Here is a 26,685-nt window from a genome sequence, read left to right on the forward strand (position 1 = left end):
ATAACCGGTCTGCCAAGAAGTCTGGAACGGGACACAGGGACTCACCCCCGACCAATCACCCTCAGACCATCAGCGCCGAGCCCGACCCGCACCGCCACCGAGGCCGAGCCCGACCCAGACCGACCCTGAGGATGACCGAGAACGACGCTGAGCCCGACCGAAACCGCACCGCTCATGTCCCACACACCTCTGCTGCGCAGCAGCGGCGGCTGGACCCAGAGCGCGATCAGTACCCGACGAACTCCTCGACGTGCACCCTGGAGGCGTCCACCCCCAGGACGTGCAGGGCGCTACGGGCGGCGTCGACCATCATCGGCGGCCCGGCAACGTACCACGTGCACTCCAGGTCATCGACCTTCTTGCGGATGAATGACTCGTCGAGGAGACCGAACCGCTTGCACAGCGTCAGCCGGGCGTTGCCGCGCGCCATCTCGTCGAGCTCGCCGAGGAATGCGGCAGACCGGGCGTTCCTGTTGGCGTACAGCAGAGTGATCGGCGGCCCACCGTCGGCACGGCTGTCCAGGGACCGCAGCATGCTGACAAAGGGCGTGACACCGATGCCTCCGGCCAACAGCGCCACCGGCCGCGCCGGGTCGCGTGGCAGCGTGGAGAACCCGTGCGGCCCCTCGATCTGCAGCTCAGACCCAAGGTCGAGCTCGCGCAGTGTCCGCTTGAACCCGCTGCCGGTCTCCCGGAAAGCGATCGAGACTTTCTCCTCATCCCAGGACGAGGAGACGATCGAGAACACGCGCGATCCTCCCCTGACGTCTCGGTGCAGCAGCCTCGGCGCCCGGACCTGCACGTGCTGTCCGGCATCGAAGACAAAACCGTCCGGCCGCGCGAACGACACCTCCAGGGTGTTCTCCGCAACCTGTCTACGGCCCGTCAGCGCGGTGGTGAAGACTCGCCGCCGTCGTCGCAGCCTCACTCCGCTACCTTCCCACCGCGCGCCGCTGGCGGACCGTCTTCACGAAGGCGGCGGCCTGCGCCCCCATGACCGACAGCACCATCACGACGTAGGCGAAGCGCAGGATGTTCTCCGGGTAGGCTGTCGGCAACCCCATCAGGACTCGGTACGGGGACGGCGTGTAGTGCATGAACGCGAAGTACAAGGTGTGCAGAGCCATGGTGTAGAAGATGACGTACGAGAAGCTGTGCAGCCACTTCCATGACGAGATCCCCAGGAAGCTGACCGCCCGGTCGAACGACGTCGATGCCAGGACGAGCGCGAACAGCAGCGCTACGAGACCCATGAGGTTGGCGAGCCCGAATCCTGGCTCGAAGCGCAGGTAGGCGTCCAGCTCGGGCACGTACTGGAACCCCAGCAGCTCCCGGACGGACCACCGCGCCCAGCCGTCCCAGACGAGGACGAAGTGCACGAGCACCACCAGGGTGAACCAGACCCCGGCCTCCCGCCGCCAGCTGACGAGCCGTGTCAACGCCGGCCACAGCCGCGCGGCCGGCCCCACGAGCGCGACGAACCAGATGAGCGCGGCGGCGCCTACGCCGAATGACTTCCACAGGCGCATCTCGGGGTCCCACTCGCCGTTCGCCTCCCAGCCCCCGTACACCGCCAACCCAGCGAGCCCTCCGACGAGGAGATGGCGCAGCACAACCTCCCTCGTGCTCTTGACTCCGAGCAGCATCGTCGCGTTTCCGCCTTCCATCGTCTGCGTATGCGGGGCCGGATGACCGACGCCCGTCGTGCCTCAAACTCCTAGGACCGGTTCAAAGTTCCGTCTGCCCCGGCCTCTGGTGCGGGGTCACCTTCCTCGGGTGCCGGCCGGTGGCCGGCGTACCCTCAGACGGGTTCGTCGGACCGGATACGTACGTGCGGCCGTTGTCTCAGTCCTGACAGGGCGAGGGATGTCTCTTCCCGGCTCCCCAGCACGAGAAAGGCGAGCAGGACACCGTAGAACGGAAGGTGCCCGAGAAGCTCGGTCGCCCCAAAGATCGCCACCGTCGCGGTGAACGGCACGGCCGCCAGGAGCGCGACCACCTGTGGCAGAGCGCCGGAGATGAGGAGCAGCCCGAACAGGAGCTCGACGGACCCGGCAACCACCGCGAAACCGTCGGCGCTCACCCCGGCCGGGGCAAGGAGATTGAGGGCCGGGACCTGGTCAAGCATCGCTCGTGCCATCTCGGGATTCGCGAGCTTTTCCACGACCGCGAGGGAGATGAGGGTTACTCCCGCGCCGAGCTTGAGGCCCACTGCCGCACGGCGCAGCGTCGCCTGGTCAAGGTCCGTGCGCCCTCCATCCTTCAGCCGCGGCGGCACCATGAACAGAAACACCGCGATGCCGACGAACACTGCCAGGGTGACGAGCGCCTCGGGACCGTGCAGAGCCACGAGCAGCGGCCCGGTGAGCATGATCGCCACGCTCGCCGCACGTACCAGGACACCGGCGATGAGTAGCCCGCCCACCACGGCCTGCGGCACGAGCAGCAACGTGCCTGCCGCGCCGTCCGGGACGCGGATGCCTGGGTCGAGGACCGCCCGGTCGAACGCCAAGACGAGCAGGCTCACACCCAGATGCGCGGCGAGAAGCCGCGGCACCCACGGCAAGAACGACGCCAGCCGGCGGGCCGGCCTGATCGTCGCCAGCTCGGGCCCCGGTAGCCGCGCCGCGACCGCCCGGACCAGCAGTGTCACCGCGACGGCTACGCCCACCGCGAGGACGACGCCCGGGCGCAGCAGCGCGCCGAAGTCCAAGGGATAGGCTTCCGGGTTGCTGACGAACCACTCCTGGTGGGCGCCCGCCGGCGCACCGCTGCCCACGACGAACCCCACGACCAGGGCCACTACGGCCCATCGAGCGACCACAGGCAAGGTATGTGTCTCCTCGGTCGCTGGTGTCGAACGTGGCGTGAGGCAGGGAAGATCCGCTGACGATGGTAGAACACAGCGACCTGAGCGTGATCACTCGGGTCGCATGTTGAACGTCGCTGATCTTGCCGATGATGCCGTCATCGGTGTTGCCGATGATCTGGGGTTGAGAAGGCCCCGCTCGCTGGTTGCGGGCGGGGCCGTGGTCGTCTCAGTGACGGCGTGCTCGGCGCGGTGACGCGGGCGGCGGTACTGGGTCAGTCGGCACCGGTTTCGGAGATCGCGATGCGAGCGGCCTTCTCGTCGACGATGGCGCTGTCTCGTGCGAACGCGGCGGTGAGGGCGTTGACGGCGAGGTTGTTGATCGCGCGGGGGTAGCCACGTGAGGCGTTGTGGACCAGGGTGATCGCGTCGGCGCTGAACAGGGTGTCGGCGCGTCCGGCGAGCTTGAGGTGGTGGGTGATGTACTCCCCGGTCTCTGTGGCGTCCATTCCGGCCAGGGCGTAGCGGACGCCGATCCGCTGGTCCAGGGCGGCGAGCACCCCGAGCCGGAGCCGTTGGCGCAGGGTGGGCTGTCCGACCAGGAGCGCGGCGAACGGGGCGCCGGAGTCCATGTCGTGGTTCGTCAGCATGCGCACCGCTTCCATCTGGGCGTTGTCCAGCAGGTGGGCCTCGTCGAAGATGACGACCGGGGTGCGGCCGCGTTCGGCGTGCTCGGCGGCCAGGGCGTCGGCGGCCTGGGGGACCAGGGTCGCGGTGTAGAAGCTGGGGACCTGTCCGAGCGCGGAGACGACGTGGTGCAGCATGCCGCGGACCCCGACCGAGGGGTTGGGCAGGTAGATGACCACGTGTCGGGAGACATCGAGCGCTGCGGTCGCGGCGCGGACGGCGACGGTCTTGCCGGCGCCGACCTCGCCGGTGATCACGCCCAGGGCGTGCTGGTCGATGCACCAGCCGATCCGGGCCACGGCTTCGGCGTGCCCGCCGTGGCGGTGCAGCATCGAGGGGGCCAGGGCCCGGCCGAAGGGCATGGTCGTGAAGCCCCAGTGCGACTGCAGGCGCTGGATGCTCACCGGCTCACCTCCTGGTCCTGCTCGACCTCCTCGGTCAGATCGTCGATGGACATCTGTCCGGGAACCTGCTGCGCTGGTGCGGCCTCGGGTCCGGTGGAGTAGAGGGCGTGGAAGCCGATCTTCTCGTCGGCGGCGACCTGGGCGTGGTGACTCTGCGCGACCAGCTGCAGGTAGGCGATCCCGGTGGCCGGGGCCGGGACCGGCTCGGGCGTCTCCGGACGCACTTTGGGGTGGGCGTGGCGGGTGATCACGTGCGGCACCGCGGGCCCGTAGGAGCGCCCGCCATGGCGGACCTCGATGTCCTCAAGGTTGAACGGGGAGAACACCAGCTCGACCTTGCGTCCGACCAGCGCGGCCTCGACCTGATAGGTGTTGCCGTGCAGGGACACGGTCGCGGTCTTGGTGACGGTGCGCAGCTCAGACCACAAGAACGCCTCGGTCAACGCCTCGGCTGCCGGCATGGATGGTCCGTGCCCGGCGGCCTGCCACCCGTCGTTCCAGCGGGCCAACGGCGTCTGCCCGGTCTCGGAGTGCACCTGGTGGTGGTAGACCGACTCGACCCAGGCAGTGAACAACGCGTTCAGCTCCAGCAGCGCGGCCGCCGGGGACAAGCCACGCTCGGCCAGGTCGGCGGCGCTCGACTCGGCCACCTCAACCAGGAACTGCTCACGGACGGTGCGGAAAAACCTTTCGATCTTCCCGCGGCCCTGGGGGCGGTGCGGGGTGGAGTGGGTCAGCCGGATCCCGAGCTTGCCGCAGGCCCGCAGCAGCCACGCGTCGACGTAGGCGGAGCCGTTGTCGACATAGACCGAGCCAGGAACGCCGCGGGCGGCCAGCGCCGGTTCGAGCGCGGCAGCCAGCCGCACGGTGTCCTCGGCGAACCCGAACCGGTAACCAGTCACCAACCGGGAGTGATCATCCAGAAACGCGAACAGGTAGGTCTTACGGCCACCAACCCGCGGGCCGTGCAGCGCATCACCGACCCAGCGTTCGTTCGGTGCGGGCGCCTCGAACCGGCCGAACACCTCCCCAGTGGCGCCGGTGGCCGGGCCCATCAGCTCGCGGCGGTGGAAGAGCCGCAGCAACGTGGACTCCGAGGGCGAGTAGCCCGAGGACGCGCGCAGGATCCGGGCAACCTGCGCGGCCGTCCGGGCCGGGTTCTCCCGCTTCAGGGCGACCGCCAGCTCCAGCACCGCGGTGTCGATCCGAGACCCGGGCTGGCGGATCGAAGGCACCAACGCATCGAACCCGCCAGCCCGGTAGCGGCGAATCCACCGGTCCAGGCTGTCGCGGGAGTACTGGTGGGTCCCGCCGAACGGGCCGGCGTGGGAGCGGGCAGCGATCGCCCGCACGATCCGGCCCCGGGCCTTGGTCGACAGCTCCGGGTCCAGGGCAGGGCAGATCAACTGGTAGCGGAACAGCGCCACCTGCTGAGCCCGCTGCCTGCGCTTGACGTCGTCCTGCTCGGGTGTGCTCACCGGTGATACCTCGATTCGACTGGGGAAACCCGACCAGGAAGAGGTCAGGTCATGACCCTGCCGAGGATTCCCGCTGCTGACCCTGCCGCGTCAGGGGCAACTGGTGTTGCGCCACCGGGCGGCCCGACCGGTGGCCATCCCGGGGCCAGCAGCCGAGCGCCAGAGCACGCCGAAGCGACCTGCCAGGCCGTCACCGGGCCGAGCACGCCGACACCGCCGAACCGCTCCCTCAGCGCTACCGTGGCCGCGCCCAGGGCCGCCAGCAGGTCCCGCCACGGGCAGCCCAACGCCGTGGGTACCGGCCGGTCCACCCCGGCCCGGGCAGCGACCGCCAGCAGATGCACCCGCACCGCCTCCAACCGGGTAGCAGCCGCTCGCAACCAGCCCCGCACCGTGGACGCCGGCACACCAAGCTCGGACCCGATCGGCCGATGCCCGGACCCGGCCGCGCGGGCGACCAGCGCCGCACCGATCACCTTGACCGCGTACGCCCGCCGCGACAGCACGGTCACCGGCAGCAGCACGTGCGTGACCCCACAGCCCGGACACCGAGCCCGCCGCGGCCGTAACCGGCCAGGTAAGCCCCGTGGACCACGCGGGTCCGTGCCCACCCCACGAGCGCAGTGCCGTCGAGCAGTCCGGGCACCCGATGCCCCCGCTGCTCAACCGCGACTCGACCCGAACCTGATCAGCCTCTACCGTTATCAACGATGCCTCCGTGCATCCAGCACGGCCCTCCCGCAACGTCTTCCAACGGACAACTACAGCGGGAGGGCCGTGGTCGTTATCTCCCGTCCAAGCATTCTCCCGATCAACGGCACAGTGACGACGCCGACCACCACGACCAGCCACGAGCAGGACACCGAGAAGTCATCGGCAACCCCGACGACGAACCCCCAACCCCACGTCGTCAGCCAGACTGACGCTCAACACGTGGGCGGGCGTACGGGACGTGATTGGTCTCGCTCAAGTCGCCCACACGTCGAATATAGATGCGCACCCACCGGCTCATGGGGATCCTTCAGTTCGGCGGCACAGCGAGTAGGCGGCGGAACCTGCTACCTCGCTCCAGGAAGCGCTAGGGATGCAGCGCCGGTCTTGCAGCAACACACTTGGAGGCTGCGCCCCCTACGTGCCGGTCCAGAAGTCTGTTACCGGCGGAAGCTACTCGGCGCGTACGATCAAACATCAATCCCCCACATGTAGGAGCTGTTGTGGCACAGAAGGTGCGAACGATCCTTGTCTCAGACCTCACTGGCAAGGAGCTGGGCGAGGACGGCCAGACCGTCAAGTTCAGCTTCCACGGAGCCGAGTACGAGATCGACCTTTCGCAGGAAGAGGCGGACGAGTTCGCCGCCGTCTTGCAGAAGTACACGGACGCCGCCCGACGTGTCGGTGGCCGTCGCCAGTCGGGGAGCAGCCGTGGCAACGCTCCCTCAGACCGTGAGCAGCTGAGGAAGATCCGCGAGTGGGCGAACGAGAACGGCTACAAGGTGTCGAGCCGCGGCCGCATCCCCCAGGAGATCCAGGACGCCTACCACGCTTCCAACTGATTTCGAGGACAACAACCCCGGTGGAACGAGCCGCCAGGTGGGGGATCTTGCCCCAGGGGACTACTGGCACGAGCGCCCCGGTGGCAACCAGTCCAGGGATCGAGAATTCGCCATGTCACCCGCAGCGCGGCATGACCGGATGCTGTTGCTGGGCGTCTCGGCGGTGATTTCGACGCATGCGTCGTTGTGGCCTGTCGACCAAGCCTTTGTCATAGTTGCGCCCACGGGGGTCAGTGCCTTCTGTTTCGGGATACTGGGAGGGGACTTCCAACCATCTCGCCTCATTTCAGGCGGCGCGCGACACGGACAGGCCGTTGGGCCGCGTGCGCAAACCGTGACCAGGTCGTGACCCACGGGGTGGCTCTGCGCAGCACACTGGACTCCACAGGGAGGTGCGCGGTGCGACGGACATGGTCAGCACGTCGTGGGTGGCGGACACCTGGTCGGGTGGGGGCTGGGTCGCTTCTGTCTGGCTTGCTGCTGGTGAGCGCCTGTGGGACGCAGACGGGGGCAGGGCCGGACTCACCAGGCGGTACCGCCGCCCCCACGACGGGGGGCATTGCCGGCTTCCCGGCGTGCGCCGACGTGCCCCGGATACGGGCTGACGAGTCGCTCTACCGGGACGAGCCGGTCTACGGCAACGCAGACGACCTGGTCCAGGACGTTCACGAGTGGGCGGCCGGGCAGACTGGATTCGTCGAGCTCGGGCTGGACCGGGAACGCAACGGGTGGGTCACGGTCTGGGTCAAGGACGCCGACGTCGAGGCGATGTCCGAGCAGATCGCCGAACGCTGGCCCGGTGAGGGGATCGTGGTCGTGGAGGTCCCCTGGACCGTCGGCGAGCTGCAGTCGCTCATCACCGAGGTGAACGCTGCCTTGGAGCAGGCCGGTGTGCGCACCGGCGGCACCGCGCTGATGCCGCACCATGGTGTGGCCGAGATCGGTCTCGGGGTGATCACACCGGAGGCCAAGGAGGTCCTGGCCCAGTTCGCCGGACGCCCCCTCTGCGTCGAGGGCATCCCCGCCGATGAGGCACCGGAGGAGAAGGATCAGCCGCGCGCTGGTGAGGGCTGGCGTCTGCTCGGGGAGGATGAGACAGGCGAGGCCTACCGCTCGGGGGTCGCGACGACGGATGCTCAGCTGGACCGGCTGTGGGCGCTGGCCGGCCTTGAGGGCGAGCCCGCGGCCGTCGACTGGGACAGCGAGGTCGCCGTGTGGTTCGGCGCGGTCTACGGGAGCGGGTGCCCGGTCCGGATGGACGGCGTTGTCGTCGAGGGCGACCTACTGCACGCTGACCTGGTGGTACCGAACGCGGTGTACGGCTGCAACGGTGATGCCAACCCGCACGCCTTCGTCGTGGCGGTGGAGCGGCAGCTGCTGCCGGAAGGGCCCTTCCGGGTGCAGCTCGAGGCCCGCGATCCCTATCCCGGCACCGCGGAGGAGCGCACCGTCGTCGACGTGGACCTGTCCGCTTCCGGCAGCACCGCTACTGACGAGCAGCTGCACCTGGACCCGACGTTGGTCAGACCTGCCGAGCCCCCGCTCGTCACGGACGGCGACGCGCTTCAGGGTGACGAGGCGGTGCGCTACGTCTACCGCCACGATCCTGGGTGCGAAGTCCCCACCCTCGGCCCGCTCGACGGCTCAGTCTGGCGGCTGGCCGACCGGGAGGCGCCCTGGGACGTGGAGAACGGCGAGGAGCTCACCCTCTACCCGCTCGGCGGCGAGGACGACCAGATCATCGCCTCTACGCAGCACATGGACTGGATCTTCGTGCGGCTTCCCCAGGGCAACACCTGCCCCTGAACCCGTCGAAGTGGTCGCCTCCGACCGAGGCCTTCCGCGTCTCCCTGTCGCTGCAAAGCTGCGGCCACGCTCTGAAAGGCACGAAAGGACGCAAACTCCATGCGCCAGAACAGGATGCCTACAGCTCGTCGAGTACGGCAAGGTCGTGGAGGTCTACGGCACGCATGGGATAGCCCCTTCGAAGCTCGCGGGCTCGCCCGGCACTGGCCACGACGACCGCTTGGCCGTCGATTAGGCCGGTAACTCTCTGCTCAGAAGGGTGGAGGTACACCTCGCCGTCCAGACCTTGCTGGACTCCGTTGCCGGCCGGGTCCAAGCGCATTGCATGGACGTCTACTTGCCCTGAGTGACTCGATAGCTGCACGCGGACTGGTCGCCAATCCTCGGTGACCCGATAGCCGCGGGAGGTGAGCCAGGCCATGAACTCGGCCTCGTGATCTTCGTCGATGAACACGTCGAGATCTTGGTGGGAGCGAGTCTGTCGTCCGACCAACGCATCGACACCCCATCCGCCGTTGACCTGATAGACCACCCCGTTGGCGTGAAGCCAGGCGACGATCTGCACCACCTCGGCGGCGGTCATCCGGGAGGAGTTCTTCATAGGAGAAGTCTCCCTTCCCGTGTACCAGGGTCCGTACGACCCGCGGCAGAAGAGTGCGTGTCACGCCTTGCGTTGACATGCCGCATCGCCCAGACCTGCGTGGCTGAGCGCGGAGAGTCGGTTCCAGTGTTGACTGGGCTCATGAATCTACGCAGCATTGAAGTCGGCCTTGTAGGTCAGGATCCGAGTGTCTTCGAGACCTTCGAACGAGCTCAAGTCGTCGGGATCCGCAACGGGCGACTCATGATCGCCTTCGAGGCGGGAACGCAGCTGACGACGCTCCCCGCCTCCGCGGTGGACCGAATGGATATCGCTGGCGTCACGTCCGAGGTTCTGGAAGAGATGGGACGCGCCCAGGATGGGCGCCGCAAATAGGTCCGACTCGCGGCAAAGTAGTGCGTTCGAGTTGGCGGGGCGGCTTCGGTCTAGAGGCCGAGCTGCAGAATGCGCTCGTTCCGCGCGCGCACGAATCTGATGCTGTTCGCACGGAAAGTTGCGTACTCCAGAGGGGTCGCGGCGTAGGCGGGGAGGGGAAAGTCGGTGACGACGTCCGTTCAGCAATGACCAGACGCCGCCACGGTCCGGGGTAACGAGGTCGTCGAGCAGGAAGAACCTGACGTATGTGTCGAAGTCGCCGAACAGGGGGAAGAAGTCGCCGTAGTAGTTGAGCCGGTGCGCCAGCGGGCTGTCGAGCCCGGGGTCGACGTAGTGTCGGCGGATGCACTCCAGGGTGAGGTCGAACCGGTCGGCGATCTGCCGGTGCACCCCGCGGGCCTGGTTGATGGTCTGACCCGTCTGTCCCTCGTCGTTACGAGGGAACAGGACATACCCGCCGAGCGTGGAAGCGAGTCGGAAGAATCCGTCGGTGTCCTGCTCGATCTCGGCCACGAGGTCCGGCGTGAAGCGGGATGTCCACCCGGCTGTCGACCAGGTCGGGATGATCCCGTCGCTACCCAGCCTGAACGCGGTCCCGTCCGCTGTGCGCAGTCTGATGCCGTACGCGTAGTCGTAGGTCACCGCGATCTCGAACGGTCCCACACCCTCAACGGGGCGGGTGCAGAGAGCCTGATGCCACAGGTAGAGCCGTTCACATGTCTGGTCTGGGTCCCCGCCACCCTCGTAGTAGCTCGCGAAGTCCAAATCCGGGTCGATCCCTGCGCGCACCCATCCATCTTGCCCAACACCGTACCCACGTGGGAGGCCGTCGTCCGGCTCCGTGAGCGTGCGGGTCAGAGCGCCGCTACGGAGTCGAGGAATACGACTTCCGTGCCTGAGTAGTGTGAGGGTGTGCGCGAGGACGAGCTGCTGACTGTCAAGCAGGTCGGGACCGAACTGGGCATGCCCTTCACGCGAGTGCGCAGCCTGATCAGCAAAGGCAGGCTCAAAGCGGTCCTGATGCCCGCTGGGGCGGCAACATGGAGGGTGTCCCGAGCCGACCTGCGGCGGTACACCGAAGAAGTCGCGCGGGAGGATCGCGACCGTCGACGCCGCGCTCGGGACAAGGCGCTGAGTCAACTCACCGCCTCCTGGGATCGCCTGTCGGACGACGAACGCAAGCATCTCGAGACAGTCCTCCCGGTCGAGATCTTCCGGCCACTTGCTGACGCATCTCGTCCACACTGCATCCGTCGCCCTGAGGCGTTGAACGCTTTATGCACGGCGTATGGGAACCGCACGGACGCCGGGATGGAGGAGCTCGCGATGGACATGCCCCAGGACCTGTTGTGGGCAGTGGCACGCGTTCGCGCGGCGCTGCGCGAAGCTGAGGAGTCCTAGGCGTACGCAGCGCCGGCCGCGGTGCGGCGGACCGGACGGGTTGCCGCAGGGTGCTGCTGGCCCGTCGCTAACCTCTCGCAGAAATCACGGGTACGGAGCAATCCGTCAGGAATGATGGGACGACGGCCCGGGCTGACGAAACCACTAGGAGCTCCCATGGATGACCTTGTTGCAGCAGCAGAGGGGCTGATCGCCCCCGCAGCTGCCCTGTTGGGGGTAGTCCTGGGGGCAACCCTGTCGGGACGCCGAGAGCACCGTCAGTGGTTGAGAGAGCGTCGGTTCGAGGCCTACTCAGACGTCAACTTGGCCGCGCGAACGGTGCTCTGGCGTGGAGACGAAATCGGTCGTGACTCGGCAGAGCCAGACCTGGAAGCGCAGATTGCGAAAGTGCGTGCAGCGATGTTTGATCTCCGCCAAGCCGTAGCAACGGTCGAGATCATCGGGACCGTCACGGGGATCAAGGTCGCCCGCAGCCTGAAGGACGCGTCAGCTGCTCTGTATCGGTATCTCAGCGAGCTGAAGGGCCCTCCCGAGGACGATGCCATCGCGATCCAGCAGGCTCGGGCGGCTCTAGGCAAGTACCAGGAAGCAATGCGGGACGAGTTGTAGCCGGCACGGGCAGGCCAGGAGATCTGGCTGTGGGTCTGCCATTGCGGTGCTCCTTCTCACCCTCCCGGGAGGTCGAGCGTGACCATCACCTTGGCCCGTCACCGTCCCGATGCGCGGCAAGACCGGACGAGCGTAGCCGTCCTCCACGCGGCAGTTCAGTGCGTCGAGTGTCCGTCTGAGATGCCCTGATGCCAAGCGGTGTGTCGTGACTGGGACTCGTAGGCAACGAGGGCGCCGCACTGCTGGCACACGGGCATGCTGCCTCTGTCATTGCGACTGTACCCAGACTTCAACTCAGCTCGGGTCAGTCCGAGATACTCTCGAATGCTCATGGGACCACCGTAAGCGCTAGGGGGCTCGCCAGCTTTCACAGCCATAGAGAAGGATCGGCCCGAGAGGTCCGATAGCCCGCGCGGCCAGCGGCATGAGAGTGAGACGGGTGCGGCCTTGGGGGTCAGCCGTTGGCCGTCGGTAAGTATGGTGCTAGGCGTGCGAGTTCCTGAGGTTGTGGACTATGCCGCCTTCCTGCCCGCCGCTTGGGGTGAGCGGGTGGATTACGCTCCCGAGCAGGACCGGTGGGAATGGCACGGCCACGACGTTCACGTCTACCGCCGCCGCAGCCCCGAAGCGCGGGTCCGGGTCATCGTCGTGCATGGTGCCGGAGGAAACAGCAGCGCCTTGTGGCCCATTGCCTCTCTACTGCCGCCGGAGCAGTTCGACCTGTCAGCCGTGGATCTGCCCCTGTACGGCAAGACGGTATCGCCGGACCCGTCCTCGGTGCGGTACCAGCACTGGGTCGACATGCTCTGTGACTTCGTGGCTGCTGAGGACGACGGGAGACCGCTGCTCCTTCTGGGCGCCAGCGTGGGAGGCATGCTCGCCTATGAGGTCGCCGCACGCTGCGGGCGTGTTGCGGTCGTCGTGGCCACATGCCTGCTCGACCCTCGCGACCGGCGTGTCCAGCGGGTGCTGACCAGGTTCGGCCCTGCAGGTGTGCTCGCCGGGCCTTTAGCGAGGCGGCTTCCTGACAGGCTGTCGGGGCTGCGGGTGCCCATGTCGTGGGTAGCCGCGCTGGACAAGATGAGCCGCAACGCCGGACTGTCGAAGCTCTGCGCCAGCGACCCCCGGGGCGGAGGGGCACACGTGCCTCTTGGCTTTCTCGCCTCCTACATGACGTACCAACACGTCCAGCCCGAGCAGATGCGCACCCCCGTCATTCTCGCGCACCCGGACAAGGATGCCTGGACGCCCCTGGAGGTGAGCATCCGATGGTTCCAAAGAATTGCAGGTCCGACCGAACTGGTCAGGCTGCGTGGCTGCGGCCACTTCCCCATAGAAGAGCCCGGACTCTCCAGCCTCCTAGGCAGACTCACAGGCCTGGCACCGGACATCGAGACGGCAATCGAGCGCGCGACGGGCAGCCCTCCCAACTCGCGCTGAGCCCGGATCCCCCGTCGCGGCATGATCGGACGAGCGTAGTCGTCCTCAGCGCGGCAGTACCGCGCGTTCGCGACTCGGCCTGTAAGAGAGACTCAACCGCATGCTGATCACTCCTCTCCCGTCCGAGCTGGAACACGATGCGGTACAGCTGTGGCGCGACTGCGGACTGACCCGTCCGTGGAACGATCCAGGCGCCGATCTGGGGCGTGCCCTCGAGGGCCCGTCGTCCACGGTTCTCGCGGCGGTGACGGACGGGCAGCTTCTCGGCACGGTGATGGCGGGGCAGGACGGTCATCGTGGCTGGGTGTACTACCTGGCCGTCCAGCCCGGCCATCGTGAAGCCGGGATTGGGCGTGCCCTGATGAACGCTGCTGAGTCATGGCTACGCGAGCAGGGCATACCAAAGCTGCAGCTCATGGTGCGTGCTGACAACACTGCCGTCATCAAGTTCTACGAACGGCTGGGCTATGTGGATCAACGGGTCGCTGTCCTTGGTCGATTCCTCGACGAGGAGCTACAAGCGCTACGTGAACAGAACTCGTCGGAGCGATTCCGCTAGGACCGCAGGGCAAGGACGAAGCCCGGCCACCAGAAGCGACCAGCGGCAGTTGCGGGCGTTCGCCACGAGCGCCGTGAGAACATCTGAGGCGTGGCGTGGAGACCTTCCCAAGGGGACGAAGAGGTTCAGCGCGACCCACGCCTTGATCCCTATCGAGAACGAGCCGCCAAACTCACTAGCCGCAGTGGCAGGGACGCGATGCTCTTTGTCCGCGTGAAGACGTGGTGGACGTCCACGAGTGGGCACCTGTGGTGGCGGCGGTGGTCGGAGCCGTACGAGGTCCCTCACGGCTACATGTTGTTCGTCGACGGCGAGTTCACCGACTGGCTCATGGACCGTGACGAGCTCACGCGTGATCTTGCCGACTGGTCGCAGAATCGCTTGCGCTACGTTGGCGAAGTTCTCGACGTGGAGTGGCTCGACGATGAGGCATCCCAGCACGCGCGTAGCCACCTGTTCGGGCTGGACCCGCTGTAACGCAGGCATAGTCCGTCCATTCTCCGCCCTGAGCTGCTTTCTCCCGATGCACCTCTGCGCCGCCCCCGCTCCATGCGGCATAGGAAGGCGTTGTAGCGCTGGGGTCTGGACGTGAGGAACGTCCTCCTGATGCGCTTGTCGGGCTTGGTATCCCATCGCCTTCAGGAGGACGTCCCAATGTCTAACCGTAGTGGTGTCTCGCGTGGTGACCGGAACCGGAACGCCCGGCTGGCCCGCCTCAGGGAAGCAGTCCCAGTCGGTCACGCGATCGTGGGGATCGACCTGGCCGACCGCAAGCAGATGGTCGTCGTGTGCGACCACGACTCCCGGGTACTGGCGCGGCGCACCTTCCGGTGCAAGGCCTGGGACCTCGGCTCCGCTCTGGACTGGGCGGCCGGCCACGCCGCGCGGCACGGGTTCGCCGGGGTGACCGTCGCGTGCGAGCCGACCGGACACCGGTGGCGGATCCTGGGCCAGCTCGCTGCTAACCGGGGCATGAGCTGCGTGTGCGTGCAACCGACGATCTCCTCCTGGGCGCGGAAGTCCGAGGACCTGACCTTCGACAAGACCGACGACAAGGACGCCGTCCTCATCGCCCGGCTGGTCGGGCAGCTGCGTTGCTACCTTCCCGAACCGGTCGATGAGACCTGGGGCCGGCTGCGGCACCTGGGCACCCGCCGCGAACAGCTCCTGGACGAGCACGTCGCGTGCGTGCAGCAGTTGCGTGACCTGCTCGAGTGCGTCTGGCCCGCCGTCCTGACCGCCGCCGCGCAACCGTTCAAGTCCACCACCTGGGTCGCCGCGCTTAGCGTGATCCTGCGCCGCGACGGCGGTGACCTGAACCGTACCCGCCGCCTCGGCGCGGCCCGGTTCGAACGCCTCGTCCGCACCGAGATGACCCGCCGCGGGAAGGCCCGCCCGTGCCTGCGGATCGTGCGCAAGGTCTACATCGCCTTGGCCGACCGTGCCGGTGTCCTGGACCACCGTGCCGGTGCACTGGAGCGGGCTGAGTGGGTGCTGACCGACTGGGACACCGCCCGGGCCCAGCAGGTCGACGTCGAGACCCGCATGGTCACCGTCCTCGACGAGCTTGAGCTCACCGACCTGGTGACCACCATCCCCGGCCTGTCCGCGGTCGGCGCCGCCGCGATCCTGGCCGAGACCGGCGACCTGACCCGGTTCACCTCCGCCCGTGCCGTGGTCAAGCACGCCGGCCTCGCCCCGCGGGAGCGGATGTCCGGCACGTTCACCGGCAAGGCCCGCCTGACCGGCGCCGGCCGACCCGGCCTGCGCACTGCGGCATGGCGGGCGGTATGGGGCTGCCTGCAGACGAACAAGGTCTACGCCGCCCGCTACCGGCATCTGACCACCCGCGAGAAGAACAAGCTCACGGCGACCCAAGCCCAGACGATCATCGCTGCCGCGATCCTGCGCCAGCTGCACGCCGTCGTCGTCCACCGCCAAGCCTGGGACCCCGCCCGGGCCACCGGCACCACCAAGACCCAGGGGCCGCTCGTGGCCGCCTGACCCACCGACCTCGCGCGAGGTGTTCGCGCGTCACCAGCAGGGCCGGGGCGAGCCTTCCGCGGCATTGAGAACCCTCACCGGTATCTCCACGGTCATCAAGGGCCGCCCCGGCCCGTCGTCAACGAACCCGATCACACGCTGTCGAGCCACCAAGCTCCATTACCGCTATGCAGGGACGACGACGGGCCCAGGGCACCCGGACCCCTTGACGTAGAAGGGACTGTCCGCTAAACGGTGTTTCTGGCCCGACGCGCCGGCTCAGCTGGCGGGGAAGGTCATGAGATGACCGAGAAGATCTCGAGCATGAGCTCGATGCCCAAGAAGGTGAAGAAGACGACCTCGCGCAGCGAGGCAGAACAGGCGGCGGTCCGGGAGCTGGTCAAGGCCGCCCGGGCCCGCGGTGAGGACCTGACCGGCCCGGACGGGCTGCTCAAGTCGATCACCGCCACCGTCCTGGAGACCGCGCTGGAGGAGGAGCTGACCGAGCACCTCGGCCACGAGAAGCACCAGGTGCCCACCGCCGGGAACGGCAACATCCGCAACGGCACCCGCCCCAAGACGGTCCTCACTGACGCCGCCGGGGAGGTGACGATCGCCGTCCCGCGGGACCGGGCCGGCACGTTCGAGCCGGTCATCGTCAAGAAGCGACAACGGCGGCTTTCGGACGTGGACGCGGTCGCGATCAGCCTGTTCGCCAAGGGCCTGACCACCGGTGAGATCAGCGCGCACTTCCACGAGGTGTACGGCGCCAGTATCAGCAAGGACACGGTCTCGAGGATCACGGACAAGGTGCTGGAGGAGATGGCCGCCTGGTCCTCCCGTCCGCTGCAACCGGTGTACGCGGCCATCTTCATCGATGCGATCTACGTCAAGGTGCGCGACGGGCAGGTCGGCAACCAGCCCTTCTACGCCGCGATCGGTGTCGACCTGAACGGCCGGCGAGACGTCCTCGGGCTGTGGGCAGGGCAGGGCGGTGGTGAGTCGGCGAAGTTCTGGATGAATGTGCTGGCCGACCTGAAGAACCGCGGCGTGGCCGACGTGTTCTTCATCGTCTGCGACGGCCTCAAAGGACTGCCCGACAGCGTCAACGCCGTCTTCCCGCAGGCGATCGTGCAGGCCTGCGTGATCCACCTCATCCGGGCGACGCTGCGCTACGCCAGCCGGAAGTACTGGGACCAGCTGTCCAAGGACCTGCGCCGCATCTACACCGCCCCCTCGGTCGAGGCGGCGTGGGCGGCGTTCGAGGAGCTCGAGGAAAAATGGGGCAAGCCCTACCCAGCCATCCCCAAGATGTGGAGAGCAGCGTGGGAGGAGTTCATCCCCTTCCTGGCCTACGACGTGGAGATCCGCCGCGTGCTGTTCTCCACCAACGCCATCGAGTCCCTGCACGCCAGGTACCGGCGCGCGGTCACCGTGCGCGGGCACTTCCCGACCGAGCAGGCCGCCCTGAAGTGCCTCTACCTGGTGACCCGCGGGCTGGACCCCAAGGGCACGGGGCAGGCACGATGGACCATGCGGTGGAAGCCCGCGCTCAACGCTTTCGCCGTCACCTTCGCCGACCGCATGCCGGCCGCGGAGAACCTCTGAGATGAACGCCAGAAACACCGTTCATCGGACAGACCCACGTAGAACGCCTCACGCTGATGATCGGACGAGCGTAGCCGTCCTCAGCGCGGCATTATGCACGTGATGGGGGTGGGGGCGGTTCATGATGCTTCGCCGTTCTCGAGGTTGTTGAGGAGTTTGCCGAAGAGCTGGGCTCGGTGGGTCTGGCCCTTGGCGTGGGCGTCGTCGTGCTGGGCCTGGAGGGTGGGGCGGAAGGCGATGGTGGTCTGGAAGAAGGTGCAGGTCTCGCAGATGGACTCGAAGGCGCAGTCGAGCTCGGGGGGTCTGGTGCAGTGGCCGTTGCCGAGCATTCGGGAGTGCTCGCGACGGAGGCGGGCCATGTTGGGTCCGAGGGCGTCGGCGGGCAGGTGGGCGGGGTCGGTGTAGAGGGCGTCGACCTTGTCGGTGACGGCGAAGTACTCCTCGGCGACGGTGCGGTTGGCGATGCGGGCGTAGCGCAGGGTCATGTCCATCGAGGAGTGGCCTAGCATCGCGGCGATGGCTTCCAGGGACATGCCGCGGTTGATGGCCTGGGTGGCCAGGGTGTGGCGCAGCTGGTGGGGGTGAATGTGGGGCAGCCCGGCGGCGGCGCCGGCCTTGTTGATCATCCGGGTGACGGTGTGCCGGTCCAGCGCCCGGCCGTTCTCTCTCGGGAGCAGCAGCGGGTGGGTGGGGTCGACGTGGGTGGCCCGGTAGTCCTGGATGAGGGTGAGCACGTGCGGGTGCAGGGGCAGGTATCGGTCCTGGTGCAGCTTGCCGACCGGGACGTGCAGCCAGGGTCCGGCGCCGATGTGCACGAGCGCGTCGGCGGGCAGGGCGGTGTACTCGCTGACCCGCAGACCGGTGCGCAGCAGCACCTCCACGGTCACGCGAAGCAGCATCCGGGGCTGGGCCTGGGCGGCGCGTAGCAGCCGGGCGGCGCTCGGGTCATCCAGTGCTTTGGGCAGGGGCCGGTCCTGGCGGGGCAGGTCCCCGGAGAACATCGGCACCCGGGCCGGGGCGTCGTCCCAGTCCCACTCGCCGATCCGGATGAAGAACATCCGTAGCGTGCCGAGCCGGCCGGCGATGGTGGCCAGGCCCAGCGGGGTCCCGCCGCGGCCGGGGCGGGCGGCCAGCCACGGCTTGTAGGCCTCGATGGTGGACCTGTCGATGTCGGCCACGCAGGTCAGGGTCGGGGTGTGGGTGAGCAGGTAGGTGGCGAAGCAGCGCAGCGACTGGTCGGCGCCGTTGACGCTGCCCGGGCGCAGCACGCAGGCGATCTGGGCCAGGTAGGCCCGCATGGTGGCCGCGACCTGAGGCAGCTCGGCGGCGACCTGGTCCCAGGTCGCGACCGGCGCGGCGCCGCCGCGCTGGTCCTGGGCGGGGTCGAACCGGACCGGCAGGGTGGTGCTCATCGCAGCCTCCGGAACCCCGGCAGCGCCGGCCGTTCACCGGCGCCCGGCGGCGGTGTCGCGTGCACGCCGGGGACGCCGGCGAAGACCTGGGCGTCGATGACCTCGGCGGCCTTGCGGTACTGGGAGGCCAGCCAGTCGTCGGCCAGGTGCAGGTAGATCCGGGTGGACTCGATCGAGGCGTGCCCGGCCTGTGCCTGGACGGCCTCCAGGGCCATCCCGGCCTCCCGCAGCCGGGTCAGGCAGGTGTGCCGCAGCTCGTGGCAGGTGCCGTGGGACAGGCCCGCACGGGCCCGGGCACCGGCCAGGACCTGATCGATACCGCGCACGGTCAGCGGCTGCCCGCGGGTGGGTCCCTTGAGCACGACGAACAACCGGTCGGTCGCGGCGTCGGCGGTTCGCTCGATGGCCAGGTAGTCGGCGACCGCGGTGAAGAACCTGGCCGATACGGGCACGATGCGTTGCCGTCCGCCCTTGCCCTCGGCGATGAACACCCGCCGTTCGGCGGCCCGCAGGTCCTGCAGGCGCAGGCCCAGGACCTCGCAGCGGCGCAGCCCGCCGAGCACCATCGCCGCGACCATGGCCCGGTCCCGGTGGGTGCGCAGGGCGCCGGTGAGGGCGTCGACCTCGGCTGGGGCCAGGATCCGCGGCAGGGACCGGACCCGCCTGGTCAACGGCACGCCCTGGGAGGGGCGGGATCTCTCCCGGCGGGTCGGCAGCCCCCGGGGCACCGGGTTGGTGACCACGTCCCCGCGAACCTGCAAGAAGGCGTAGAACCCGGAGATCGTGGATACCCGCCGGGCGATCGTGGCCGGCCCCACCCCGCCTCCGCCGTCGGTGGGCAGACCCTGGACCACGCCGGCAGGACGGCCGGTGCGCTGGGCAGTGATGAAGGCGAGCACGTCGGCCGGGACCACCTCGGCCGGGTCCTTGCCGAGCACCGACAGGAAGATCCTCAGGTCATACGCCGCGGCCAGGACCGTGTTCGGCCGGCACCGCCCGGCCTGAGTTTGGACAGGTAGTGCGTCCTCGCAGGGCCTCGGGCTGCTGACCTGCGGTGTTGTGTTTCGGGTGGTGGTGTTCACGCACTAATCGGATGCGTCTAGCCTCCTGGTGTGGCGTTCATCAGGCGGGTGCCGACCAAGTCGGGGGCGACGGCGTGCAGATCGCCGAGTACGCCCAGGGCGGCAGCGGATCGTCAAGACCTTGGGTCTGCGCACACCGAGGCCGAGCTTGGGGTGCTGCTGGCCCGGGCCCGGGAGCTACTCGAGAACCCTGCGCAGGGCACTCTGGAGCTGGACGTGGAACCAGCGCCGGTGGCGGCGTCGCTGGTGCGACCGGCTCCTGAACCGGCGCTGTTCGACACGCCCGCCCCAGCGTCGCCGAAGGTCCGGGATGCTTCTGGCCGGGTGGTCGGCACGGACAGCCGGGTGCTCTTCGAGGCTCTGACCGCGGTGTACGCCAGCTGGGGTTCGACGTGGTCGGTGATGAGGTGTTCGCCGATCTGGTGATCGCCCGGGTGGTGGAGCGACCTCGCTGCTGGATGTCGCGCGGGTGCTGGGCGACCTGGGCCAAGAAGCGGCGAGCTACAAGACGATGGGGCGCACCCTGGCCCGCGCGCAGGAACGCGGGTACCGCGACCTGGTCGCCGGGGCCTGCTTCGAGCACGCGGTCAGCACCGGGGACGTCTCGCTGATCATGTACGACGTCACGACCCTGTACTTCGAGGCCGAGAAGGAGGACGACCTGCGCAAGGTCGGCTACTCCAAGGAACGCAGGGTGGACCCACAGATCGTGGTCGGCCTGCTGGTCGACGGGGTGGGTTCCCGCTGGAGATCGGCTGCTTCGAGGGAGACAAGGCAGAAACGGCCACGATCGTGCCGATCGTCAAGGCCTTCCAGGCCCGGCACTCCGTGGCCGACATGGTCGTCGTCGCCGACGCCGGGATGCTCTCTGCGGACAACCTCAAAGAACTGGACGCGGCCAACCTGCGGTTCATCGTCGGCTCGAGGATGACCAAGGCACCGATCGACCTGGCCTCCCACTTCCGCTGGCACGGCGATGCGTTCACCGATGGCCAGGTCATCGACACCATCACCCCGCGGGTGTCCACCACGCGCGCTCGGGCCGTTAACGACGTCAAGAAGCGGCCGAGCCGGTGTGGGACCCGCCGAGCACGAGGTCTCCTGGCGGGCCGTGTGGGCCTACTCGGCCAAACGGGCTGCCCGGGATACGAAGACCCTGACCCTCCAGGAGAACAAGGCCAAAGCCGTCGTCGCCGGCGAGAAAGCCGCCCGCACCCCGCGGTTCGTGAAGAAGGGCCAGGGCGCCCCCAGGCTGGACGAGGCGGCCCTGGCCAGGGCCCGCCGCCTGGTCGGTCTGAAGGGCTATGTCACCAACATCCCGGCCAGCATCATGCCCGCCCGCGAGGTCATCCTCCTACCACGACCTCTGGCAGGTCGAGACCTCCTTCGGATGTCCAAGACAGACCTTCGCGCCCGCCCACTGTTCGCCAGAAAACGCGACGCGATCGAGGCCCACCTGACCATCGTCTTCACCGCCCTGGCCATCTCACGCGAGATCCAGAACCGAACCGGCCTGGCCATCCGCAACGTGATCCGCCAGCTCCGGCCGCTGCGCTCGGCCACCATCGCGATCAACGCCAGCCGGCAGACCTTCCCGCCCCAGATCCCCGCCGACAAGCAGGCCCTCCTCGACGCCCTCCATCACCGGTGAGGTCACGCACTAACGAAATGACCAAACTCAGGATGAAGGCGAGCACGTCGGCCGGGACCACCTCGGCCGGGTCCTTGCCGAGCACCGACAGGAAGATCCTCAGGTCATACGCCGCGGCCAGGACCGTGTTCGGCCGGCACCGCCCGGACAGGAAGTCCAGGTAGTCGTCCGCGCAGGCGACCCCGACCCGCAGCACCACCTCGCCCGAGGGCCCTCGCGACCTGACCAGACACGGATCCAGACCCGACATGTCACGACCTCCCGGTCCCTCGACCATCAGCCACACCGGCTGGTCGAAATCTCCCGGAAGATCACGTGCATAACAAGCAGAAGAGTGCACCACCCGGTGACAACACGCTCGCCGCCGGTCGCGCCTGGACCCAGGATGAGGTAGAGGAGCAGCTAGATTCTGGCCTCATGTCCTACACCGTCGCGCGGCGCAAGCCCACCGTCGAGGAGCACCGTCGATTGTCTGAGTCCGTCGGCTGGGCCGACGCCTTCTGGTGGGAGGCGATGCCCGCGTCCTTGGCCGGCTCTACCTGCGGTGTGGTGGTCCATCAGGACGGCGGTGAGCTCGTGGGGATGGGGCGGGTGGTGGGAGACGGTGCCTTCTACTTCTACATCCAGGACGTGGTGGTGCATCCGGACTATCAAGGCTGCGGGGTAGGACGGACCATCGTGGACGAGCTCGTGGACCAGATCAGGCAGCAGGCGCCGGGCCACTGTTTTGTCGGCCTCTTTGCCACACCGGCCGCAGAGACGCTCTATCGGAAGCTGGGGTGGGGAGAGCAGGAGATGCTCGGTATGTGGAAGGTCGTCAGGGACTGACGTGTGGGCGAATGCGCGTCGACCGTCGGGATGACGGTCAGTCAAAGCACCAGCCGTCCTCGGCGCGGCAAAGGCGGATGGATGCGTCGAGCCCGAGACGAGCGCTCGGAGGGTGGGGAGAGGGGTTAGACCGTGAACAGCCACTTATGCCTTCGCCCCGACAGGTCGGGTGTCACCCAGTTTCACTTCGAGCAGGTGACCACCGCTGGGGCCGTTGGAGGGTGAAGGGGTAGCAGGGCCAGTCCCAGTCCAGGGGGTGGCGGGGAGGTCGGTGAGGTGGTGCAGGGCGGACTGCAGGAGCCGGGGGAGGGTGTCGGGGTCGACCTGATGGTGCGGTGCCGTGGGGTATTGGAGGTTGAGGTGGTCGAGGTTGATGAGCACGTGCGGGTGTGGCAGTTCGGTGGCCCAGCCGGACTCTGGGGGGAGCCGCTGGTGCAGGGCACCGTCTTCTTGCCATTCGGGTGCCTGGCTGAACAGCATTCGCCGGCCCGATCTGGTGAGGACCGATCCGGGTGGGTGGGCGGCGATGAGGTCTGCCTCGTTGATCCACTCTGCGGCCGGGCGGAGGACCAGCGGCTCCTCTTCCTCGGGCGCGAGGAGGCGGTCGTCCCACAGGCCGGTCTCGAAAGGCAATGGGTCACCCTGGGCGATGCGTTGTTCCTCGAAGCCGAGATCGACGACCCGCAGGGGGTGGCCGTGGGACCAGCAGGACCAGCGCGCGGCGCACAGCATCTGGCTCCACCAGACCTCGGCGACCTCCTCGGCCGCCGCCCGCAGCAGGTCCAGCAGGGGGGTAGTGATGCCGGGCCCGGGCGGGAAGGTGAACAGCAGCCGGCCGGTCCCGGCCCCGGCGGCGACCCCGACGTGAGGCCGCTGGTCGGCTGCGCCCAGTCGCAGCAGGTCGGCTGCCGGCCAGGTCTCACAAAGGCCCAGTGGGGCCATGTTCAGCCTCGCGCCCTCAGCGATGACCTCGACGATGGCAGCCATAGTGAGGTGCGGTGCGCCAGACCAAGAGAGCAACGCATAGCTCTCCACGTCGGGCGTGGGCACGTCGTCGCTCGGGTCAGGGGCGTGGTCCATGACTGGATGCTATGTCGGTAGCGAGATGGGGTTGAGGCGCGGCTCATGACTCGCGACCGGCGGCATGTCCGGATGAGTCTGGGATGGTCTACGAGGCCGTCAGGGGAAGCTCTGGGGTGCTCGGCCGAGGGTCACTGCGCAGGCGTCCATACGTCAGCACATCTACGCGCTCACCACCGACGAGGAACTTCTCCCGCTCGATGCCCTCCTGCACGAACCCTGCGGCGCGCGCAACGGCCCCGGAGGCGGGATTGTTGGCGCGATGCCCCAGCTCGAGACGCTCGATACCTCCGTCGCGCAGCGCCCAGTTGGCCACGGTCGCCGCGGCGCGCTTGGTCAGGCCGCGATGGCGGTGCGAATCGTGAGTCCAATACCAGAACCAGCCCAGTCGGTTTTCGTGGTCGACATTGAGCGCCACGACCCCAAGGAGCGAGCCGTCGGCATCCAAGGCGAAGGCGAAGGGGTTCTCGGAGAGATGCCGCGCATAGGTGGCGGCAGAGGCGAGATCGCGGACGTCACCTTGTCGCGACATGTCCTCCGCCTTGAAGGCTTCGAGGATCGCTTCGTCGTCGCTCGGCAGGACGTGGCGGAGCACCGCGGGAGGTCTCGTAGTCATCGGTTCTGAGGTTAACAAGCCCGCGGTCGACACAAGCTCTGCTCGCGGCAGAAGCGGATGCTCGTGTCACCCTCTCCACACAGCGCGCGTGTCTCTAGGCCTCGTCGTACTTAGGGTCGAATAGTTCATCGGGCACCGGCGGCCATGCGGACTCATCCCAGGGCACCTCTTCGTACCCGTCCTGACGGTAGTCCGCCACCATGAGGTCTTTCGCCTCCAGTGCCTTGTCCTCGTTGTCGGCGACGCTTCGGGTCATCCAGCCCTTGCGACCCGTCCCTCCAAGCTGTAGGAGCGTGCGTCCGCGGACGCGAAGCATCACGAACTGCGTCCGAAAGAGTCGCTTTCGTTCCACACGAGTCATCACGTCAGTCACGCCATGACCCTATCCGACGGACGGTAAGTTGGCCGCCGTTGCGCCTAGGGGGTGCGGCAAAAAATCGGACGAGCGTAGCCGTCCTCCACGCGGCAATACAGTGAACCCGCATATCGGTCTTCCGCAGGTAGCAGTCTCACGCCGAGCGTCGCAGTACCGCCTGCTCGAACAGGAGGGCGAGGGCGCTCAGAGCCGCTAGGCCGAGACATACGAAGGTTGAGACCCGCCCGAAGTCGCGATCGTCGCGCCACACCTCGGCCGTCCACACGAGACGAGCCAGCTCGGGACGACTGCGATGCACCTCGAGGGGGACCTCGTCCCCGACATCAACTGCGCGGTCCGTTTCAGCAGGGACTTCGATACTGCGGGAAAGTCCCTGGAGCGGTGTCCCGGCCGGAGTCTCTACGACAAACTGAGGGGAGCCCACCGGATGCCACCACGCCGGCTCTCGATATTCCCTGACGATCGCGGTCACTTCCACCCGGTCCTCAGCCGAGATCCGGGACAGCGACCAGGAATTCACGCCCCACTCCAGCACACCGAAGCAAGCCGCGATGAACAGAAAGAACGCTACGAGGGCCGGAGGCACCGTCGCCTCGCCCTTCGCCCGCCAGGCCACCCGCGGCTCTTCAACGACGATCGCTTGGTCGTCCGCGGCGCAAGTCGTCGGTGTGCCTCCGCGAGCGACATGCTCAGGTGACGTGCCGATCAGCCACATGACCAGCAGGGCCAACAAACTGTAAACAGGCTCTTCCCAGTTGCGGTGGGGGTAGGGGTGTGACGCGCCGGGCGAGGCAGGTGCCGGGCTGAGAAGGGTCGAGGCCCTCAAGATCGGAGGCGACCAAGCACTCCGAAGACCTCGAGGACCTCGACGATGGACAACCCTACGTCGTGCTGCGCTGCGCTCGGCGCACACAGCGCGTACTGCGACAACTGCGACCTGCTGGTGGGCCTGGACGGCTATCACGTCCTGGACGTGGCGCGCGGCCCGGACGGGCTGGTGGTGAGGGTGGAGTCACCGCCGGGTCCGGTCGGGTGCCCGGACTGCGGAGTGCGCGCGGCCTCGCGAGGTCGGCGCGAGCACCGGTTGGTCGACATCCCGGCGTTCGGGACGCCGGTGCGGCTGGTCTGGGCGAAGCGGACCTGGGCCTGCCGGGAGGCGTCGTGCCCGAGGCGCTCGTTCACCGAGACCGACGAGACCTTGGCTCCACCACGCTCGACGTGGACGACCAGGGCGAGGTCCTGGGCGGTCGGGCAGCTGCGCCGTGAGCACGCCACCGTGCACGGCCTGGCCCGCCAGCTGGGCCTGGGGTGGGACACCGTCTGGTCCGGGATCGAGCCGATCCTGACGGCCGCAGCAGCCGACGAGACCCGCTTCGCGGGCGTGCAGACCTTAGGCGTGGATGAGCACGTGTGGCACCACGTCTCGACGAAGGCGCCCGAGGACGGTGGACGCGGACCGAAGGAGCTGACCGGGATGGTGGACCTGACGACCGATGAGAACGGGCAGGTCAGGGCACGTCTGCTGGACCTGGTACCGGGCCGCTCGAAGAAGGCGTACGCCGACTGGCTCACCGCACGGGGCCACGCCTTCACCGCCAGCGTCAAGGTCGCCACGCTCGACCCGTTCCACGGGTACAAGGCCGCCATCGACGACGAGTTGGCCGAGGCGACCGCTGTGCTCGACGTCTTCCATGTCGTCGCCCTGGGGACGAAGTGCGTGGACGAGGTCAGACGGCGGGTGCAGCAGGCGACCACCGGTCACCGCGGCCGCAAGGGCGACCCGCTGTACGGCATCCAGAACATCCTGCGCGCCGGCGAGGAGAATCTCACCGACAAGCAGCGCGCCCGGATCGAGCGGGCGTTCGCCGCCAACGAGGCCCACGAGGTGGTCGACCTGACCTGGCAGTGCGCCCAGCAGTTGCGCGCCGCGTACAAGCAGACCGAGAAGGCCGAGGGCCGCAAGCTCGCCGAGCGCATCATCGCCTCGTTCCCCTCCTGCCCGATTCCCGAGGTCGCCCGGCTCGGCCGCACCCTGCGCAAGTGGAGAGAGGCGTTCCTGGCCTACTTCACCACCGGGGCCACGAATGGCGGGACGGAGGCCATCAATGGACTGGTCGAGCTGCACCGTCGCCTGGCTCGAGGCTTCAAGAACCGATCCAACTACAGGCTCCGCATGCTCCTCATCGGCGGAGGGCTCAACCTATGACCCCCACCGCAACTGGGAAGAGCCTGTAAACAGACCACGCCGCCACGGCGCCCATCCCGACCAGGGCCCCGCCCGTCGCCCATTCTTCTACGGGTGCCCTGGCAGCAAGCGCCGCGAGTGC

At 68.1% G+C, this 26,685-nt stretch carries 28 protein-coding genes; 14 read left to right on the forward strand and 14 right to left on the reverse strand.

The features are described 5' to 3' along the window. Positions 1-226: 226 nt before the first annotated feature. From E3Z34_RS14745 to E3Z34_RS14770, 6 genes are all read right to left on the reverse strand, one after another. Entirely contained in the window at positions 227-928 is a 702-nt protein-coding gene (locus tag E3Z34_RS14745) for a ferredoxin--NADP reductase (RefSeq protein WP_134774213.1), read from the reverse strand. 4 nt (positions 929-932) lie between these two features. Next, on the reverse strand, positions 933-1,613 hold the full coding sequence (locus E3Z34_RS14750; RefSeq protein ID WP_158288704.1) for a ferric reductase-like transmembrane domain-containing protein: 681 nt from the start codon (positions 1,611-1,613) through the stop codon (positions 933-935). Between the two features lie 188 nt (positions 1,614-1,801). Continuing rightward, positions 1,802-2,791: a hypothetical protein gene (locus E3Z34_RS14755; protein ID WP_134774215.1), complete on the reverse strand. Its 990-nt coding sequence runs from the start codon at positions 2,789-2,791 to the stop codon at positions 1,802-1,804. Between the two features lie 293 nt (positions 2,792-3,084). Continuing rightward, a complete protein-coding gene (locus E3Z34_RS14760) occupies positions 3,085-3,900 on the reverse strand; it encodes an ExeA family protein (protein ID WP_134774216.1) in 816 nt (271 codons plus the stop codon). After that, positions 3,897-5,378 (reverse strand): DDE-type integrase/transposase/recombinase, encoded by a 1,482-nt coding sequence (locus tag E3Z34_RS14765; RefSeq protein WP_134774217.1) that lies wholly within the window; start codon positions 5,376-5,378, stop codon positions 3,897-3,899. Before E3Z34_RS14765 ends, E3Z34_RS14760 begins: the two co-directional genes overlap by 4 nt. A 44-nt stretch (positions 5,379-5,422) precedes the next feature. Then, entirely contained in the window at positions 5,423-5,902 is a 480-nt protein-coding gene (locus tag E3Z34_RS14770; protein WP_202976967.1) for a hypothetical protein, read from the reverse strand. 690 nt (positions 5,903-6,592) lie between these two features. On the opposite strand from E3Z34_RS14770, the gene E3Z34_RS14775 reads away from it, so the two are divergent. Continuing rightward, positions 6,593-6,931, forward strand: coding sequence for a histone-like nucleoid-structuring protein Lsr2 (locus tag E3Z34_RS14775; protein ID WP_134774218.1), 339 nt, complete (start codon positions 6,593-6,595; stop codon positions 6,929-6,931). A 585-nt stretch (positions 6,932-7,516) separates the two neighbouring features. Further along, the gene (locus tag E3Z34_RS14780) at positions 7,517-8,737 is read left to right on the forward strand and encodes a hypothetical protein (RefSeq protein ID WP_134774219.1); all 1,221 of its coding nucleotides are present in this window, start codon (positions 7,517-7,519) and stop codon (positions 8,735-8,737) included. Positions 8,738-8,855: 118 nt separating this feature from the next. Here E3Z34_RS14780 and E3Z34_RS14785 read toward each other — a convergent pair whose 3' ends face one another. Continuing rightward, a complete protein-coding gene (locus E3Z34_RS14785; protein WP_029202545.1) occupies positions 8,856-9,338 on the reverse strand; it encodes a nucleotidyltransferase domain-containing protein in 483 nt (160 codons plus the stop codon). Between the two features lie 147 nt (positions 9,339-9,485). Beyond that, positions 9,486-10,502, reverse strand: coding sequence for a DUF6994 family protein (locus tag E3Z34_RS14790; protein WP_134774220.1), 1,017 nt, complete (start codon positions 10,500-10,502; stop codon positions 9,486-9,488). A 123-nt stretch (positions 10,503-10,625) separates the two neighbouring features. Here E3Z34_RS14790 and E3Z34_RS14795 point away from each other — a divergent pair, with 123 nt between their 5' ends. The 7 genes from E3Z34_RS14795 to E3Z34_RS14825 all read left to right on the forward strand — a co-directional run bounded on the left by E3Z34_RS14795 (position 10,626) and on the right by E3Z34_RS14825 (position 17,313). Next, positions 10,626-11,114, forward strand: a complete 489-nt coding sequence (locus tag E3Z34_RS14795) for a helix-turn-helix domain-containing protein (RefSeq protein WP_134774221.1) — start codon at positions 10,626-10,628, stop codon at positions 11,112-11,114. 156 nt (positions 11,115-11,270) lie between these two features. Continuing rightward, on the forward strand, positions 11,271-11,723 hold the full coding sequence (locus E3Z34_RS14800; RefSeq protein WP_134774222.1) for a hypothetical protein: 453 nt from the start codon (positions 11,271-11,273) through the stop codon (positions 11,721-11,723). 549 nt (positions 11,724-12,272) lie between these two features. Next, entirely contained in the window at positions 12,273-13,163 is an 891-nt protein-coding gene (locus E3Z34_RS14805; RefSeq protein WP_202976968.1) for an alpha/beta fold hydrolase, read from the forward strand. A gap of 100 nt (positions 13,164-13,263) precedes the next feature. After that, positions 13,264-13,722 carry a GNAT family acetyltransferase gene (locus E3Z34_RS14810; RefSeq protein WP_075958490.1) on the forward strand — a complete coding sequence of 153 codons (459 nt, stop codon included), beginning with the start codon at positions 13,264-13,266 and terminating at the stop codon, positions 13,720-13,722. Positions 13,723-14,016: 294 nt separating this feature from the next. After that, a complete protein-coding gene (locus E3Z34_RS14815) occupies positions 14,017-14,199 on the forward strand; it encodes a hypothetical protein (RefSeq protein ID WP_134774223.1) in 183 nt (60 codons plus the stop codon). A gap of 270 nt (positions 14,200-14,469) precedes the next feature. Continuing rightward, positions 14,470-15,726 (forward strand): IS110 family RNA-guided transposase, encoded by a 1,257-nt coding sequence (locus E3Z34_RS14820; RefSeq protein WP_158288705.1) that lies wholly within the window; start codon positions 14,470-14,472, stop codon positions 15,724-15,726. A 312-nt stretch (positions 15,727-16,038) separates the two neighbouring features. Then, positions 16,039-17,313, forward strand: coding sequence for an IS256 family transposase (locus E3Z34_RS14825; protein ID WP_238695476.1), 1,275 nt, complete (start codon positions 16,039-16,041; stop codon positions 17,311-17,313). A gap of 119 nt (positions 17,314-17,432) precedes the next feature. On the opposite strand, the gene E3Z34_RS14830 is transcribed toward E3Z34_RS14825, so the two are convergent. Next, the gene (locus E3Z34_RS14830; RefSeq protein ID WP_134774225.1) at positions 17,433-18,725 is read right to left on the reverse strand and encodes a tyrosine-type recombinase/integrase; all 1,293 of its coding nucleotides are present in this window, start codon (positions 18,723-18,725) and stop codon (positions 17,433-17,435) included. Continuing rightward, positions 18,722-19,807: a tyrosine-type recombinase/integrase gene (locus E3Z34_RS14835; protein WP_134774226.1), complete on the reverse strand. Its 1,086-nt coding sequence runs from the start codon at positions 19,805-19,807 to the stop codon at positions 18,722-18,724. The genes E3Z34_RS14830 and E3Z34_RS14835 overlap by 4 nt, the downstream gene beginning before the upstream one ends. A gap of 30 nt (positions 19,808-19,837) precedes the next feature. On the opposite strand from E3Z34_RS14835, the gene E3Z34_RS20345 reads away from it, so the two are divergent. The 4 genes from E3Z34_RS20345 to E3Z34_RS14850 all read left to right on the forward strand — a co-directional run bounded on the left by E3Z34_RS20345 (position 19,838) and on the right by E3Z34_RS14850 (position 22,286). After that, positions 19,838-20,233: a hypothetical protein gene (locus tag E3Z34_RS20345; RefSeq protein ID WP_420818958.1), complete on the forward strand. Its 396-nt coding sequence runs from the start codon at positions 19,838-19,840 to the stop codon at positions 20,231-20,233. A 43-nt stretch (positions 20,234-20,276) separates the two neighbouring features. Continuing rightward, positions 20,277-20,738: a hypothetical protein gene (locus E3Z34_RS20350; RefSeq protein ID WP_420818959.1), complete on the forward strand. Its 462-nt coding sequence runs from the start codon at positions 20,277-20,279 to the stop codon at positions 20,736-20,738. A gap of 144 nt (positions 20,739-20,882) precedes the next feature. After that, positions 20,883-21,458 (forward strand): IS1634 family transposase, encoded by a 576-nt coding sequence (locus E3Z34_RS20355; protein ID WP_420818960.1) that lies wholly within the window; start codon positions 20,883-20,885, stop codon positions 21,456-21,458. A 417-nt stretch (positions 21,459-21,875) separates the two neighbouring features. After that, positions 21,876-22,286 carry a GNAT family N-acetyltransferase gene (locus tag E3Z34_RS14850; RefSeq protein WP_134774227.1) on the forward strand — a complete coding sequence of 137 codons (411 nt, stop codon included), beginning with the start codon at positions 21,876-21,878 and terminating at the stop codon, positions 22,284-22,286. Positions 22,287-22,430: 144 nt separating this feature from the next. Here the strand turns inward: E3Z34_RS14850 and E3Z34_RS14855 are convergent, their stop codons facing one another. The 4 genes from E3Z34_RS14855 to E3Z34_RS14870 all read right to left on the reverse strand — a co-directional run bounded on the left by E3Z34_RS14855 (position 22,431) and on the right by E3Z34_RS14870 (position 25,088). Next, positions 22,431-23,273: a hypothetical protein gene (locus E3Z34_RS14855; protein WP_134774228.1), complete on the reverse strand. Its 843-nt coding sequence runs from the start codon at positions 23,271-23,273 to the stop codon at positions 22,431-22,433. Positions 23,274-23,454: 181 nt separating this feature from the next. Next, a complete protein-coding gene (locus E3Z34_RS14860) occupies positions 23,455-23,961 on the reverse strand; it encodes a GNAT family N-acetyltransferase (RefSeq protein WP_238154318.1) in 507 nt (168 codons plus the stop codon). A gap of 115 nt (positions 23,962-24,076) precedes the next feature. Next, positions 24,077-24,355, reverse strand: a complete 279-nt coding sequence (locus E3Z34_RS14865; RefSeq protein WP_134774229.1) for a hypothetical protein — start codon at positions 24,353-24,355, stop codon at positions 24,077-24,079. Positions 24,356-24,491: 136 nt separating this feature from the next. After that, positions 24,492-25,088: a hypothetical protein gene (locus E3Z34_RS14870; RefSeq protein ID WP_134774230.1), complete on the reverse strand. Its 597-nt coding sequence runs from the start codon at positions 25,086-25,088 to the stop codon at positions 24,492-24,494. 141 nt (positions 25,089-25,229) lie between these two features. Here E3Z34_RS14870 and E3Z34_RS14875 point away from each other — a divergent pair, with 141 nt between their 5' ends. Then, positions 25,230-26,564 carry an ISL3 family transposase gene (locus tag E3Z34_RS14875; protein WP_194092415.1) on the forward strand — a complete coding sequence of 445 codons (1,335 nt, stop codon included), beginning with the start codon at positions 25,230-25,232 and terminating at the stop codon, positions 26,562-26,564. Positions 26,565-26,685 lie beyond the last annotated feature (121 nt).

Source organism: Ornithinimicrobium flavum, from assembly GCF_004526345.1.
Lineage (GTDB): Bacteria > Actinomycetota > Actinomycetes > Actinomycetales > Dermatophilaceae > Ornithinicoccus > Ornithinicoccus flavus.

Excerpts from the sequence above, each read along its gene's own strand:
- E3Z34_RS14800 (WP_134774222.1), top strand. The coding sequence starts at position 11,271 with ATGGATGACCTTGTTGCAGCAGCAGAGGGGCTGATCGCCCCCGCAGCT.
- E3Z34_RS14850 (WP_134774227.1), top strand. The coding sequence starts at position 21,876 with ATGTCCTACACCGTCGCGCGGCGCAAGCCCACCGTCGAGGAGCACCGT.
- E3Z34_RS14825 (WP_238695476.1), top strand. The coding sequence starts at position 16,039 with ATGCCCAAGAAGGTGAAGAAGACGACCTCGCGCAGCGAGGCAGAACAG.
- E3Z34_RS14855 (WP_134774228.1), bottom strand. The coding sequence starts at position 23,273 with ATGGCTGCCATCGTCGAGGTCATCGCTGAGGGCGCGAGGCTGAACATG.
- E3Z34_RS14875 (WP_194092415.1), top strand. The coding sequence starts at position 25,230 with ATGGACAACCCTACGTCGTGCTGCGCTGCGCTCGGCGCACACAGCGCG.
- E3Z34_RS14815 (WP_134774223.1), top strand. The coding sequence starts at position 14,017 with ATGTTGTTCGTCGACGGCGAGTTCACCGACTGGCTCATGGACCGTGAC.
- E3Z34_RS14810 (WP_075958490.1), top strand. The coding sequence starts at position 13,264 with ATGCTGATCACTCCTCTCCCGTCCGAGCTGGAACACGATGCGGTACAG.
- E3Z34_RS14830 (WP_134774225.1), bottom strand. The coding sequence starts at position 18,725 with ATGAGCACCACCCTGCCGGTCCGGTTCGACCCCGCCCAGGACCAGCGC.
- E3Z34_RS14785 (WP_029202545.1), bottom strand. The coding sequence starts at position 9,338 with ATGAAGAACTCCTCCCGGATGACCGCCGCCGAGGTGGTGCAGATCGTC.